The organism is Komagataeibacter rhaeticus, from assembly GCF_011611525.1.
Lineage (GTDB): Bacteria > Pseudomonadota > Alphaproteobacteria > Acetobacterales > Acetobacteraceae > Komagataeibacter > Komagataeibacter rhaeticus.
Window position 1 is genome coordinate 2,625,432 of the sequence record NZ_CP050139.1, and the last position, 14,569, is coordinate 2,640,000.

Annotated in this window: 12 protein-coding genes, 1 tRNA gene, 2 rRNA genes and 2 pseudogenes (1 of these 17 running past the window's edge); 8 read left to right on the forward strand and 9 right to left on the reverse strand. The window is 53.2% G+C overall.

From position 1 onward, the window contains the following. Nucleotides 1–67: 67 nt before the first annotated feature. Nucleotides 68–430 (reverse strand): winged helix-turn-helix transcriptional regulator, encoded by a 363-nt coding sequence (locus GWK63_RS11965; RefSeq protein ID WP_010510588.1) that lies wholly within the window; start codon nucleotides 428–430, stop codon nucleotides 68–70. A 115-nt stretch (nucleotides 431–545) separates the two neighbouring features. On the opposite strand from GWK63_RS11965, the gene GWK63_RS11970 reads away from it, so the two are divergent. The 4 genes from GWK63_RS11970 to GWK63_RS11985 all read left to right on the forward strand — a co-directional run bounded on the left by GWK63_RS11970 (nucleotide 546) and on the right by GWK63_RS11985 (nucleotide 4,170). After that, complete coding sequence (locus GWK63_RS11970) at nucleotides 546–1,670, forward strand: alkene reductase (RefSeq protein ID WP_026019858.1); 1,125 nt, start codon at nucleotides 546–548, stop codon at nucleotides 1,668–1,670. Between the two features lie 16 nt (nucleotides 1,671–1,686). After that, a complete protein-coding gene (locus tag GWK63_RS11975) occupies nucleotides 1,687–3,057 on the forward strand; it encodes an NAD-dependent succinate-semialdehyde dehydrogenase (RefSeq protein WP_019092270.1) in 1,371 nt (456 codons plus the stop codon). Between the two features lie 460 nt (nucleotides 3,058–3,517). Beyond that, complete coding sequence (locus GWK63_RS11980; protein WP_061498341.1) at nucleotides 3,518–3,772, forward strand: antitoxin; 255 nt, start codon at nucleotides 3,518–3,520, stop codon at nucleotides 3,770–3,772. A gap of 8 nt (nucleotides 3,773–3,780) precedes the next feature. Next, entirely contained in the window at nucleotides 3,781–4,170 is a 390-nt protein-coding gene (locus GWK63_RS11985) for a type II toxin-antitoxin system VapC family toxin (protein ID WP_053324230.1), read from the forward strand. Between the two features lie 45 nt (nucleotides 4,171–4,215). Here the strand turns inward: GWK63_RS11985 and GWK63_RS17275 are convergent. Continuing rightward, nucleotides 4,216–4,410 (reverse strand): annotated as a pseudogene (locus tag GWK63_RS17275) (hypothetical protein); the annotation flags it as partial. Between the two features lie 549 nt (nucleotides 4,411–4,959). Here GWK63_RS17275 and GWK63_RS17065 point away from each other — a divergent pair. Then, complete coding sequence (locus GWK63_RS17065; protein WP_172459727.1) at nucleotides 4,960–5,367, forward strand: MBL fold metallo-hydrolase; 408 nt, start codon at nucleotides 4,960–4,962, stop codon at nucleotides 5,365–5,367. Between the two features lie 474 nt (nucleotides 5,368–5,841). On the opposite strand, the gene GWK63_RS12000 is transcribed toward GWK63_RS17065, so the two are convergent. The 4 genes and pseudogenes from GWK63_RS12000 to GWK63_RS17070 all read right to left on the reverse strand — a co-directional run. Beyond that, the gene (locus tag GWK63_RS12000; RefSeq protein WP_139064312.1) at nucleotides 5,842–6,693 is read right to left on the reverse strand and encodes a hypothetical protein; all 852 of its coding nucleotides are present in this window, start codon (nucleotides 6,691–6,693) and stop codon (nucleotides 5,842–5,844) included. Nucleotides 6,694–6,738: 45 nt separating this feature from the next. Further along, nucleotides 6,739–7,825, reverse strand: a protein-coding gene (locus tag GWK63_RS12005) for an IS3 family transposase (RefSeq protein WP_085949001.1) whose coding sequence is annotated in 2 segments (ribosomal slippage) — nucleotides 6,739–7,573 and nucleotides 7,572–7,825 — 1,089 coding nt in all. Because the reading frame shifts where the segments join, the coding sequence is not laid out codon by codon here. 178 nt (nucleotides 7,826–8,003) lie between these two features. Further along, nucleotides 8,004–8,813: a hypothetical protein gene (locus tag GWK63_RS12010; RefSeq protein ID WP_146750222.1), complete on the reverse strand. Its 810-nt coding sequence runs from the start codon at nucleotides 8,811–8,813 to the stop codon at nucleotides 8,004–8,006. A 2,188-nt stretch (nucleotides 8,814–11,001) separates the two neighbouring features. Further along, a pseudogene (locus GWK63_RS17070) lies at nucleotides 11,002–11,343 on the reverse strand (TraG/VirB4 family ATPase); the annotation flags it as partial. 54 nt (nucleotides 11,344–11,397) lie between these two features. Between GWK63_RS17070 and GWK63_RS12020 the strand changes: the two are divergent. From GWK63_RS12020 to GWK63_RS12030, 3 genes are all read left to right on the forward strand, one after another. Continuing rightward, nucleotides 11,398–11,688 (forward strand): hypothetical protein, encoded by a 291-nt coding sequence (locus GWK63_RS12020; RefSeq protein ID WP_166498146.1) that lies wholly within the window; start codon nucleotides 11,398–11,400, stop codon nucleotides 11,686–11,688. Between the two features lie 80 nt (nucleotides 11,689–11,768). Next, complete coding sequence (locus tag GWK63_RS12025) at nucleotides 11,769–12,575, forward strand: IS5 family transposase (protein ID WP_084149755.1); 807 nt, start codon at nucleotides 11,769–11,771, stop codon at nucleotides 12,573–12,575. Between the two features lie 47 nt (nucleotides 12,576–12,622). Next, complete coding sequence (locus GWK63_RS12030) at nucleotides 12,623–13,114, forward strand: gluconokinase (protein ID WP_084149753.1); 492 nt, start codon at nucleotides 12,623–12,625, stop codon at nucleotides 13,112–13,114. 89 nt (nucleotides 13,115–13,203) lie between these two features. Here the strand turns inward: GWK63_RS12030 and GWK63_RS12035 are convergent. The 3 genes from GWK63_RS12035 to GWK63_RS12045 all read right to left on the reverse strand — a co-directional run. Beyond that, nucleotides 13,204–13,280 (reverse strand) — tRNA-Met (locus GWK63_RS12035). Nucleotides 13,281–13,301: 21 nt separating this feature from the next. Continuing rightward, nucleotides 13,302–13,417 (reverse strand): 5S ribosomal RNA (gene rrf / locus GWK63_RS12040). 113 nt (nucleotides 13,418–13,530) lie between these two features. Beyond that, a 23S ribosomal RNA gene (locus GWK63_RS12045) occupies nucleotides 13,531–14,569 on the reverse strand (it continues 1,700 nt past the right edge of the window).

Below are 14,569 nucleotides of genomic sequence, written 5' to 3' on the forward strand. Positions count from 1 at the left end.
CTGCTTAATTCTTGAAGCCGACAGGCAGATTGCTGCAGGAATTGTCCATAACGCTTCGCCGTCAATCTCAATCAGCAGCTGTGTTCCGCTGGACAGAATGCGCATACCGATCCCCCCACTTCTTGAGCGCCTGAATAACTGGCTTCAGCGTCTTTCCCAGCTCGGTCAGGGCGTAGTCCACATGCGGTGGCACCTCGGGAAAAACGGTGCGTGACACCAGTCCGTCTGCCTCGAGTTCGCGCAACTGATTGGTCAGCATCCGCTGCGTGACGTTGGGAAGACGGCGGCGCAGTTCGCCGAACCGCAGCACTCCGTCCTCGAACAGGTGATACAGAATCAACGCCTTCCACTTCCCGCCAAACAGTTCCAGCGTGGCTTCCACCGTGCAGCCGGGGCTGCAGGCCAGCGTGGTATGACGGATGCGAGGCATGGTATCATTCCTGACACTAGTGGCGGTTTATGTGCGTTCTTGCGCATAAGATGGGGCGGGTCAATGTTTACAGGCAGGCCGGACGAATGGCCTGTATTTGTAAACAAGGTTGGTCATGTCTTCATCTTCTTTATTCAGGCCTGTGCGGCTGGGAGATCTGCCTCTTGAAAACCGGATCTTCCTGCCGCCATTGACACGTTGCCGCAGCACTCAACCGGGGGACGTCGCCAACGCGCTCATGGCCGGGTATTACGCGCAGCGCACGCAGGCGGGTTTCCTGATTACCGAAGGTACGCAGATCGAACCCCGCGGGCAGGGCTATGCCTGGACGCCAGGCATCTATTCACCCGAGCAGGTCGCGGGCTGGAAGCTGGTCACCGATGCGGTACACGCAAAGCGGCGGCCCATCTTTGCACAATTGTGGCATGTGGGCCGCGTGTCCCACCGGGCATTGCAGCCCGGTCATGAGGCACCGATCGCTCCGTCCGCGGTCGCGGCAACAGGCGTAAACGTGTTCATCCCCACGGGGCCGGGTACAGGAAAGCTGGTACCCCCTGATGTGCCACGCGCGCTGACCATTCCCGAAATCCAGGAACTGGTGGAGATGTATGCACAGGCGGCGCGCAACGCGCTGTCCGCAGGCTTCGATGGGGTAGAGATCCACGCAGCCAATGGCTACCTGATCAACCAGTTTATCTCCGAACGGGCCAATTTCCGCATCGATGCCTATGGCGGCAGCCTGTCCAATCGCCTGCGCTTCCTGCGCGAGGTGGTCGAGGCCGTCTCCGCCGTCGTCACGCCCGACAGGATGGGCGTGCGGTTTTCCCCGCTGTTCGGCACGACGACGGAAGAGCGCGTCTATCTCGGCCTGCTGGAGGACAATCCAGCGGAAACCTACACGGCAGCCGTGCGCGTACTGGCGGAGGCGGGCATCGCCTACGTCTCGCTGGCCGAAGCCGACTGGGACAATGCGCCGGAAATGCCGGATGCCTTCCGCGCCAGCGTGCGCGACATCTTCGGCGGCCGCATCCTGTGCGCGGGCCGTTACGACCTGCACAAGGCACAGCATGTGCTGGGCCATGGATGGGCGGACATGATCGGCTTTGGCCGGAAATTCATCGCCAATCCGGACCTGCCCGCGCGGCTGGAACATAACTGGCCGCTCAATCCGCTGGACCCGGCGACGATGTACGGCGGCAGCGCGCATGGCTACACCGACTACCTTTTCCATAATCAATAAACAGGGAAACGGACCAATGAGTTTTTACCAGACCCTCAACCCGACAACGGAAACCGTGGAACGCACGTTTGAACTGCATACTGCCGCGCAGATGAAGGCGATTATCGATCGCGCGGACCATGTGTGGAAGACCGACTGGAAGAAGCGCGACATCGCAGCCCGCAAGGTCATCATGTCAAAGGCTGCCAACCTGCTTCGCCGTGACCGCATGACACATGCACGCCTGATCGCGACCGAAATGGGTAAGGCGCTGCCTGACGCGCTGGAAGAAATCGACATCACGGCCGACATCCTCTCCTACTATGCCGAGGGCGCGGAGAAATTTCTCGCTCCCACGCCCCTGAAGGTCAAGGAAGGCCATGCAAAGATCATCAACCAGCCGCTTGGCGTAATCTACTGCATCGAGCCTTGGAACTTCCCCTATTACCAGCTTGCCCGCGTGGCGGGGCCGAACCTGATGGCAGGCAATGTGGTCATCGCCAAGCACGCGCCCAACGTGCCGCAATGTGCGCTGGCCTTTGAAAAGCTGTTCCACGAGGCGGGCGCGCCTGCTAGTGTCTATACCAACATCTTCCTCGACAACGATCAGTCCGCCGAACTGATCAAGGATTTCCGCATCCGTGGCGTCGCCCTGACGGGCAGCGAACGCGCGGGCCAGACGGTCGCGGCCGAAGCGGGTGCGGCGCTGAAGAAGGACACGATGGAACTTGGCGGTAGCGACGCGTTCATCGTGCTGGATGACGCGGATCTTGAACTTGCCGTGAAGTGGGCGACATGGGGCCGGTTTGCCAATAACGGGCAGGTCTGCACGGCGGCCAAACGGATGATCGTGCATGAGAAGGTCTACGACGCCTTCCTCGCGGGTCTGAAAACCGCGATCACGCAGTTCCGCATTGGCGATCCGCTGGCTGAGGGTACCACCCATGGCCCGATGAGCAGCAGGAAGGCACTCGACACCGCACTGGCGCAGACTGACGAAGCGGTCAAGGCAGGCGCAACGTTGGTGGCCGGGGGCAAGCGGATGGAGCGCAAGGGTTTCTTTATGGAGCCGACTATCCTGACCAACGTGTCAAAGGACAATCCGGTCTTCTATCAGGAGATTTTCGGTCCCGTTGCCGTCGTGCATAAGATCGCATCGGAACACGAAGCCATCGAACTGGCCAATGATTCTCCTTATGGCCTCGGCGGGGCCGTGTTCTCGCGTGACCTTGGCCGGGCGGAACGGGTGGCCGAAGCGGTCGAGACCGGCATGATGTTCATCAACACGGCCACGGCTGCGGCCCCTGAACTGCCGTTTGGCGGGATCAAGAACTCTGGCTTTGGCCGCGAACTGTCCTTCCTCGGCATTGAGGAGTTTATCAACCGTAAGCTGATCCGCGTTGCCTGAAGATTAGGCGAACGCTGCTTTCTGTCCCGGATAAAATCCTGTCCGGGGCAGAGGTGTGCTACTCATCAAGTTAAATGCCACCTGCGGCTCAAGTGATACGAAGAAATGGTATATGCCTGCTTTGGCAACCGCACGATTAGTCATCGAATGACCGGAACTAGGCGTAAGCGGAATGCCTGGATCTGTCCGCGTGGTTGTCGGGACTTCTGCTTGATTGGCAGATTTATCATCATCTTCTGGTTTTCGACACACGGGGCCTTTTTTTATGGTCTCCAACCTACTTGCGATAAGTGGAATTATCGCACGTAGGTATGGGGAAGGGGGCCTGTTTTCGATAAAAGACAGAGTTTGAAGTTAGGTATGAAATAAAGTAAGTCCATACGGCCACGCGTGGGTTTGATGTTGCGTCGTTTGGATCTAAATGATAGATATCAATGATACCTACTCCAAGGAGGTGGACATGTCTGATACAGCCAAAATTTTTATGACCGGTCGCAGCCAGGCCGTGCGTCTTCCTGCAGCTTACCGATTTGACACATCAGAGGTCACAATCCGCAGAGATCCACGTACCGGTGATGTCATTCTCTCGCCGCGTCCCCTGGGGTGGGGTAAGGCACTTTCTGCCATCCGGCAGGCCAAAGGGACTGAGCTTTTCCCTGAAGGTCGCAACCAGGATCAACAGGACAGGGATCCATTTGCTGTGTGCCTAACGTGATTTCTTATATGTTCGATACCAATACAATAAGTGATATCATACGCGCGGACGAAAGAGTGCTCTCACACGTGGAGGCGCTTGATCCAGGCCGGTGTTGTGTCTCGGCCGTAACCGCCGGAGAAGTTGCGTATGGACTAGCCAAACGCCCATCGGCAACTCGATTACTGCGTCTGACACGCACTGTCATGGATCGGCTGACCATACTGCCCTGGGATCATGGCGTAGCGGAGCGCTACGGCAAATTACGCGCTGAGCAAGAGCGGCATGGTCAAATTCTTGGGTCTTTGGACATGATGATCGCCGCACATGCCCTGACAGAGCATCTCGCGTTAGTGACCAGTGATCAGGCTTTTGCTCAGGTTCGGGGACTTACTGTGCTGAACTTTCGAAATTCGTGAAAACTGAACAAACGCTTATTACATTGTCTCTCAACAAACCAGAAATCAGAACATAGCGTTGACTGCAAACTGCGGGGAAACCTGTATACTTTTGTTGTGACCTGCAAAATAGAACGCAGAGCCGACGATTACCCCCCAATTTGCATTCCAGTTATATTCAAATGCAGGCGCGATCTGCCAGTCTGTTCCGGCTGTTCCTGTTTTATGAATATACGTGCCGTTATTATCATGCCCCCGCAACCACTTCCATCATAAATCTCTCATCATCGACGTCTGATCGCCATGAAATGCTGGCTTATCAGACAGTTGCACGTGTCCCGCTCCTCGAAAGAGGGGCGGGTAATCGCGCGCGTCCGCACCACGCCATGGCCAACAGGGCCGCCCCAACTGGTTTCTCCGATCCGTTCAAAACGTAACGTAGAAACTAATGAGGAATATCATCATGCGCGATGACGCAGTGAGAATGCTGTCGGGGCCAAATCAGAGGGAATGGTTGGCACGCAATACCAGATATGACCCGGAGACTGGCCGTCTTCTGGTATGGAACATCATTACATGGAAATGGTGTCTGGCGACCTCGGAAAATATCCTGGAGCTTTGTCCTCTGAGTGTAAGAGCCTGATCCGAAAGTTTTTGAACAATACCAGCCTGTTGTGATTCATCCGTCTCCGGGTATAGCTTATCAAGCCCACAAAACTGTCCGAGCGGACGGGTCCACCTCACAGCAAAGAAGAGTGGGATTTCTGGACCGACCCAAATATCAAAATTTCGAGCCCCTTTGGTGATGAGATGGCACGCGCCGCGATCCTCGGTGCACAACGTCATCTGAAGGCTATTGAGGATCGCGTCTCGTTCTTTGATAGTGAACAGGAAATCATGCCCGGGATTCGTGCCATTCGTGCATTTGGTCATACCCCAGGCATGATGGCGTTTATTATTACGTCAAATCGTAAAAGACTCATATATACTGCAGACGCGCTACATCATTTTGTAGTTACACTTGCTCGGCCGGATTGGGAGCTAGGTGTTGACAATGATCCGGTGGAAGCGATCGTCACCCGTATGAGACTTCTTGAAAAAATTACAAGTGTTGAGGCTCCTCTCGTCCACGTTCCTCATTTTCCATTCCCTGGTATAGGCCACATCCGAGAAGAACATGCTGGTTACGTCTGGGAACCCGTCGTTTGGGAGTGGTGATAATAGAGCCTTCGTAGGACGCCATGCCGCTGAAGATCGTCCGCGTCGGTCTCTATGCTGGGAAGTCAAATTGATTAAACTGACATTCTGAATTGTATTCACTGGGGATAGCTATAGTTGCAGAAGCCTGTAGGAATGGTTTCGTTTCTGATCTTACTGTTGATAGTTGGCTTTCTGTCTAAACTGCCTGTCTGCTCAAAGATCTCGAAGAGGATAGGTAGTTGCCTACCTTATCCCGGTCATTCAACCTTATCTTTGCAAGATCCGAAAGCTGACCGGCGACATACTCCGCTGTGCTGCCTGACCGCTCAAGGAATATGAAGCAGACAGGCGGGATACGCCTCATTTAAGACATTCAGGTAAGCAATTAATTTTTTGCAAAGCAGACATACGCTCAAGCGTGGCACACGTATTCTCTACTTATCCATACCGAACAAATCTGAAAGAGTATTAATTATAGATCTTTATTTAAATTTAATATAAATCCGGCACATTATATCCTTGAATAGATATCAAGTTTCCGCTTAATAATTTCACTTGAAGAATTCCATTTTCTTGTTCTATATTGCGTCCTGATCCGAGAAATTTTCTTGTTAGATTTTGCGCAACCCGCCGAGTATGCAATATTCTGTCCACCACATCTGAGTTGTGGCCTGATATCGTCACTCCGCCGCCTAATGGACCGACAATTGAGCCATCAGATAGTGTAGTGGCAATATTACAGTGATTACGGCGAGCACGTGAGCGCCCATCGTCGTCAACATCATAGCTCAGCTCTTTAAATACAGTCGATTTAAACGGTTTTAATATCTTGGGAAAATATGTATTCATTTTTTCCAAGATATCCTTCTTACTCCAAGATTTATGGTCGTAAATTCCTATTACGTAGAATGAGTCATTAGAAATAAATGCAAATAATAAATCTTTTGTTCTACCAAGGTATTTATCATTTTTGTTGTGTGGCGACAACGATAAGTGAAAATGGTGAATATTGAAGTCGCTAAGCATATCATCGTTAAAAAATGGGTTTTCCATATTTAGACTCATGTGTGGCCTTAAACTGTCTCCTCGCTCGACTTTTTCGAGAATAGCTTTTTCTGCATGAATGTATTCATTCGGAACAGTATAGGGAGATTTCAATACACGGCGGGGTTTTTTTTGAATTGATCTGAAATGGACATTCCAGAAAATACATATTGTACGATCAGGGCATGTACGCCAAGAAATCGCTGGAATTATGAAATTACCATACCCTGCTGCAGTCAGTTTTTTACCCATAATATCACAAATGTCTCCAAGAAAATCCATTTTTCTCTCTAATGTCATATTTGCGGTAATCCCCCCATTTTTAGTGGGGTTCTGACTGAGAATTTAAGCAGCTACTTTTAGTTTCTGGGCGGGCGTGAACCCACCGTTTCCCATGTTGGGTCTGTCATTGTTATATGTCCAGAGCCATTGTGTTGCGACCTCCTGTACGTCCTGAATGCTTTCAAACAGATGCTGCTCCAGCCATTCCTGCCGGACAGTCCTGTTGTAGCGTTCGATATAGGCGTTCTGCTGCGGATTACCTGGTTGCGTATAGATCAGGGTAATCCCCTTCTTTTCGGCCCATGCAACCAACGTATGACTGACATATTCCGGGCCATTGTCCATTCGGATAGCCTCTGGCCTGCCACGCCACTCCATAACCTGCTCCAGACAGCGGACAACCCGACAGGCCGGCAAGGAAAAATCAACCTCAATCGCCAGTCCTTCACGGTTGAAGTCATCCAGGATGTTCAGGAGCCGAAAAGCACGTCCATCCAAAAGCCTGTCCGCCATGAAGTCCATGGACCAGACTTTGTTGGGAAGTGCTGGGACCGATAGCTTTTCAGGCTTTTCACGTATCAGACGCTTGCGGGGTTTAATCCGCAGGTTGAGTTCCAGTTCCCGATAAATCCGATAAACCTGCTTATGATTCCAGACCTGTCCCTGCACGTTACGCAGATACAGGGAACACAGGCCAAATCCCCATCTCCTGTGAGCCTGAGTCAGCCCCACCAGAAGATCGGCAATCCTGTCGTTCTCCGCCGCCAGTCGCGGACAATAGCGAAAGCAGGTCTCGGATATCCCAAAAATCCGGCAGGCCAGCGCAATGCTGACCCCGTGATGCGCCACAGCCTGTGTGGCCAGTTCCCGGCGCTGGGCTGGCCGCTTCATTTTTTTCCAGGGCTTCCTTCAGGATATCCGTCTGCATGCTCAGATCCGCATACATCCGCTTCAGCCGACGGTTCTCTTCTTCCAAAGCCTTCATCTGACTGATCATCGAAGCATCCATGCCGCCATATTTCGCGCGCCATCGGTAAAACGTCGCGTTGCTGATCCCATGCTCCCGGTACAGGTCAGGAACCGGGACGCCGCCCTCAGCCTGGCGGATCAGACCCATAATCTGGGCATCAGTAAAGCGATCACTCTTCATCAGAATCTCCTCATCCTCACGCTGAGAAAATTCTCACTCAAAGCCAATCTTTTTATGGGGGATTACCATCTCATCACTCTACAACCTCGTCGCTTCACAGGTTACCCCAACCCGACACACTGCGAAGATATAAGAATCTTTTATTCGGTAATGATCCTACTGAATTCGTACATTACTTTCATCCCAATTGAAAATACTCTTTACATGCTATTGCCCATTGATTTATTTTGGATTTTTCAAGGCCATGGTAAATACTTGTCGCTATAAGCCAGTCAAAATGGTCTTTAAGTTCAGCCCAAAGACAATTTTTGAATGTTGTCATTGGGGGTAGATTTTTAGGATAATCACTCGGTTCATTCGGTGCCCACCACATCCAGTGTGTCATACGAAATGGTTGTTCTTCCGCTGGATGAAATGCACGAGCTGATTCATGAATGGCAATGCCGTAAGGGGGGGCGTTAGTTTCAGACCGATATGCTTGTATTAGAGCAGGTCCAAACATAACGCTATCTAAAAATTTAGCACTAGCTTTAAACTTTTTTGGTTGCAAACCAGGAACTAAGTTTTCTCCAAAATATATTGGACCATAAGCGATACCTCCTCGCAACAGAAAACGATCATGTGGTCGTGGAATTGCTATAAAGTTGGCAGATAGAAGGATCATTACACGACCCAGCATTGATATTATTTGGCACTTACTTTCTGATATGATAAAAATTCCGTCATTAATGGGAAGTAATCGTCCGGAGAAATTACAGCCAGCTCGAGCTCTTTCAACGGCGATATGTAAGCGAGCTAAAAAATTTGCACTTTTTTGAACCGACGTGCTCATTACATGCCCTGAACCCATCAAATCGATCCACCCAACATAGTAATCTGAGGCTGGTTTCAAGTGTTCAGAATTAAAACGTAAATCAGAGTTTCTTAATTTTTTTGCATAAACTCGAATGGGGTCAAAATTATCTCCTTTGTTATCATTTTCCATCATCTTATCCTTTATTAAAAAGTTTTACTTATGTCTATATTATGAATTATACAAGAATTTCAGCTGGCTCTTTTATGAGATTGCCGTATCGTTTTTTTTGTTTTGGTTAGTAATCAGGCGGCCGCATATCTCCATAATCTGCCTCTCCGCTCCGATGCAAAAGCAGACACGTAGAAGTCGCCTTCATCTCGGAAATGCAACGGCCCAGATCACTTCCCGCATAGCGGACATCAACGCGCGACGTGCTATGGATGGTCAACCAAAGAAAGATGCGGTCGCCACAACGCTTCGTATTGTGGGGGAGCAGTCTTCGAAAGTGATTTAGCAAAGCGGATTACGGCCACTGCGCGGCATATGTGGATGTTAAATAGACGCGACCTAAATTTTTATTTCTTACTTTCCCCTTTTCTTGGCCGCCCTAGTCACATCTGCGACACTCACCTTGCCTGTTTCCTTTCGCATCGTATCGAGACGCGCATTAGGTGAGAACTCGGGGATAGGCTTGGGCAAATTCTTGTTTAACGTGTCGCCACGCTTCTCATGTATTTGGCCTGTCTTGGGGGGAGTTGTGTCACGATGACGACCATCTAATCCAGGCTGCTTCATAAATCCGCTCCTTTAGGTGGGCATGCGCCTAATCTATCAGAGAACCTCCTCGCCATCTAACAATAAATACACGCCCCAAATCATCAGGCCGACACTCCCAGTGCAGATACTTAGTGTCCGGTCGAGATCATTTTGAACAATTTCAAAACCTTATAAACAGGACGTACCCCGTCCACCAAGTTTGCAACGAATAAAACTCAATGATTTCAAGGTCCGGTGAAATCTCCCATACCTGCAAGTGATTGAAATTTCATAGAAAGATCTCGACCAGACATTTAGGGGCTGTCGGCAATCCTGTTTCGCTATGGCAGAAGCCGCCATCTACTCGGACACCCAAGTGGTTAAGACTGGAGCTCAAAAGCTGACATTGCTACGCGAACTGTTAGAGAACCAGTTGAGGTAAAATGGTCGGACTCATTCAGAGATCGAGTAGCTAACCGAAGCAGCTTCATAAGAATCACGCTCGCCGCGAGCGTACAAATACGCGGCTCACAGTCGCCTGTCCCTCGGCATTGAGGACATAGTCATTGGTAAGGGACCGGTTTTGCAGCCCCAATTCGTCCGACGACCGAGCAAGCTCGTAGCCGGAAGCGTCGAGCCAGATGACTTCGTCCTTACCAGCTATTGGCAAAACATTATAGCGCTTCATGGCCCCAGACGTCCCGGTCAGTTCGGCCTCCTCCGGCAATGCTTCGACACGCTCGCGCTTGCGGGCGGGGAGGCTGCGCTCCCATGCCAAGAACTGCTGGGGGTCAATAAGATCTTCAGACGTTGGGGCATCAAGCTTCTCACCAAGCCATCTATCAAAGACCGACCGGAGCGCTTCGGCATCTTCTCGGGTCTTGGCCCGCCCTTGTGCCAGCGCGAATGCAACAAAAGGATCAAGCGTACCCCAGCGCAACAGTTCGCGCGCCCAGAAGCCAAACCAAGGTAGACCCGTCGTCGCCTTCCATTCGACAAGTGACGGAACGGCGAGCGGGTCACCCGCACCGGCGGTCCATTTCTGAGCGACGACAGCGCCAATGGCGACACCCAGACGAAACTCCAGATTATCAGCGACGAACCTCTGACGCGCGCGAAGATTGCTGGCTTCAGGAACTTCTCCACTCGGAGCACGCATCCACCAGCTCAGAACATCGGTCCACGCTTCGAGAATTTCGCGGTCGCCCACCGTCTCACGCACCCGGAACCCAAAACCGCGATCTTCCTTCAATAATTCTCCAAGCGCTTCAAACCGTGCCAGACGCTGGACCGCGGTCTCAGCACCATAATCGATCGCAGCCGCCAACTGATCGGCGATTGCCGGCGCGACTGCCTCAAACCGCCGCCCGACAAAAGGCGAGAAGCCATATTGGTAAAGACGACGGCGCTCGTCAGCGTCAGGATAGATGTCCTCGACAATCGCGCGTCCGCGCCGAATAACAGCCTGCTCGAGCCATGCCTCTTGGACGGCCGCAGCAACAGTGAATGTTTTTTTCCAGAGTGCGGCCAGCTTGGTCTCAGCCTGTGGTCCGTCTATAGTCGGCTCGAGCAGACTGAGCTCCTCCAGCGCCGTCATCACGAACGCGTCTAGCTCATCGACTGTGTCGGCCAGGCTCTGGGTGGCAAACACCACCGACGCGTTCTTCTTGCGCAGGGTTTTCAGCCACTCCCGGAGTTGCCCTGCGAAATCGCCGTCATCCAGAACGAGCCAGCCCTCGTCGATGACCAGCAGCGTCGGACGCCCGTCCAATCGTCCCTCGATGCGATGGAAGAGGTAGGACAGCACGGGAGAAGCAGCCCCCGAGCCGATCAGACCTTCGGTCTCGAACACCACGACGTCGGCATCGCCCAGGCGCTCAGCGTCCGCGTCGAGCAGACGGTCGTAAGGACCACCAAGGCAATAGGGAGCCAGCGCCTGCTTGAGGGCGTTGGGCGGCATCAAACTCGCGCGTCTGCTTCTGCTCTGCACCCATCGGTTCGTCGGGAGACGGTCCATCCGATGTATCTTCATCTTCAGGAAGCATCTGGTCTGGCGTGGGCCTACCGCTCCAATCATCCGCGTCCGAAGCGCCCTGTAAATGCTGTTTCAAAATTCCCCACATGTGCTGTCGGAAAATTCCCCAGCACCCAGAAATTACCGGCCAAGCACATCAATCAAGGGTTCTTCGATCCCTCCACCTTGCGCGTCAACGGGCCGAGAAATGATTACTTTCTTATTCGTTCCCTGTTCATAGACACGAAGGCCAATCACTTTATCATGATAATATTCGGCAGGATACGCAATGTATGATACTGGGCAGGATACGGTTTCACTCTCACGTAGAGGGTGTTATGTACTTTCGTGCCTGATTGGTGCAGTAATGAATGATGATGCCTGCACGCAAACCGTATCCCTCTGATGTATCAGACGAAGAATGGTCTCTGGTCGTCCCGTATCTGGTCCTGATGCGCGAGGATGCGCAACAACGACATCACGCATTGCGCGAACTGTTCAATGGATTGCGTTACGTGATCCGTTACGGCATTGCCTGGCGCGCCATGCCGAATGACCTTCCACCTTGGTCGGCGGTCTACCAGCAATCCCGTCGCTGGATGGAGGCAGGTTGTTTTGACGCGTTGGTATCTGATCTGCGTGCCGTGCTGCGTATCGCTTCTGGCCGCAGGGCGGAGCCAACGGCCGCCATTCTCGACAGCCGGACATTACGTTCGACGCCGGAAAGCGGTTCCCGCGCCGGATATGATGGAGCCAAGCGCAAAAAGGGATCAAAGCTGCACATGGCCGTGGACACGCTGGGACACCTGCTGGCCCTGCATGTCACGCCGGCCAGCCGGGATGATCGCGCCGAGGTGGGACGTCTTGCTACCGCCATTCAAGACGCGACAGACGAGAGCGTTGAGCTGGCCTATGTCGATCAGGGATATACCGGCGAGAAACCTGCCGGGGCAGCACGGGCCCAGGGGATCACCCTGGAGGTCGTCAGGTTGCCCGAAGCCAAACGCGGCTTTGTGCTGCTGCCGCGCCGATGGGTTGTTGAGCGATCTTTCGCATGGGCAACACGCTGTCGTAGGCTCGTCAAGGATTACGAGCGTTACGCTTCAACACTCGCAAGTCTCCATGTCATTGCGTTCGCGTGCTTCATGCTCAGAAACGCCGCTATACTCGCTCACGGTGCATAACACCCTCTAGATTTGGTGAGGCAGGGCGACCGTGTGTGCTGATTGTTATGGGCGTATCAGGGTGTGGCAAGAGTACACTGGCCCAACTGATAGCTGAACGGATGGCCTGGCCCCTTATCGAAGGGGACGACCTGCATCCCCCCGCCAATATCGCGCGAATGAGCAACGGCATTCCGTTGACCGATACGGATCGTATGCCATGGCTTGATCTTATTGCTGGCCGGATACAGTCATGGCGTGATGCAGGTCAGTGTGGCATCGTGACGTGTTCATCGCTCAAGCGCAGTTACCGTAGACAGATTGGCGGCGACAGTGCGGATGTCTGCTTTGTCTATCTCAAGGGCAGCAGGGAGGACATCATGCCCCGCCTGTACCAGCGCACCGGTCATTTCATGCCGGTTGCCATGCTGGACAGCCAGTTCGCCACGCTGGAGGAACCCGACATGCATGAGGAAGTGGTCATGGTTCTGGATGTCAATGCCCCGCAGGAGCATCTGGCTGAACGGGCCTGTGCACATCTGGCCCAGTTTTCCCTGTAAAAACACGACGTGCCGTGACCGGTATTCCCTCAATATCTGAGAGCCTGAATCAGAAAGCGGTTTGATTGATTTTTCGCAGAACTCTGCGGTGGTTGCGGGGGCAGGATTTGAACCTGCGGCCTTCAGGTTATGAGCCTGACGAGCTACCGGGCTGCTCCACCCCGCGGTGGTAAGGGGAGACTGGAAGACCTGGCGGCGACCGACTTTCCCGTGCCTTAAGGCACAGTATCATGGGCGCTGGGGCATTTCACGGCCGAGTTCGGGATGGGATCGGGTGGATCATTCCCCGCCATGGCCACCAGGTCATCCAGTCTTCCCTTGGGTGGGGAGAGAGGAAGTGGATGGGTTGGTGTTTTATTGAGTGTTGTTGAGTGGATGACTGCTGTGCATGTGTGTTGCCCTTTTGAGGGGGCTTTGGAATGAGCCTATTGGGCGATTAGGACCAGTTAGCTGCACGCATTACTGCGCTTCCACACCTGGCCTATTGACGTGATGGTCTATCACGGCCCTTGGGGAGACCTTGTTTTGAGGTGGGTTTCCCGCTTAGATGCTTTCAGCGGTTATCCCGTCCACACTTAGCTACCCGGCTGTGCCGCTGGCGCGACAACCGGTGCACCAGAGGTATGTTCATCCCGGTCCTCTCGTACTAGGGACAAATCCTCTCAAGTCTCCAACACCCACGGCAGATAGGGACCGAACTGTCTCACGACGTTCTAAACCCAGCTCACGTACCACTTTAATCGGCGAACAGCCGAACCCTTGGGACCTGCTCCAGCCCCAGGATGTGATGAGCCGACATCGAGGTGCCAAACCTCCCCGTCGATGTGGACTCTTGGGGGAGATCAGCCTGTTATCCCTAGAGTACCTTTTATCCGTTGAGCGATGGCCCTTCCACGCGGGACCACCGGATCACTATGGCCGACTTTCGTCTCTGATCGAGCTGTCACTCTCACAGTCAGGCGGGCTTATGCCATTGCACTCGACAGTCGGTTTCCGACCGACCTGAGCCCACCATCGCGCGCCTCCGTTACACTTTGGGAGGCGACCGCCCCAGTCAAACTGCCCACCATGCAGGGTCCCGGACCTGGCTAACAGGCCTCGGTTAGACATCAGAAACAGTCAGGGTGGTATTTCAAGGATGGCTCCACCGGAACTGGCGCCCCGGTTTCAAAGCCTCCCACCTATCCTACACAGAATGTCTCTGATGCCACTGCAAAGCTGCAGTAAAGGTTCATAGGGTCTTTCCGTCTGACCGCGGGTACCCCGCATCTTCACGGGGAATTCAATTTCGCTGAGCCGATGCTGGAGACAGCGGGGAAGTCGTTACGCCATTCGTGCAGGTCGGAACTTACCCGACAAGGAATTTCGCTACCTTAGGACCGTTATAGTTACGGCCGCCGTTTACCGGGGCTTCAATTCAGTGCTTGCACACCTCCTCTTAACCTTCCGGCACCG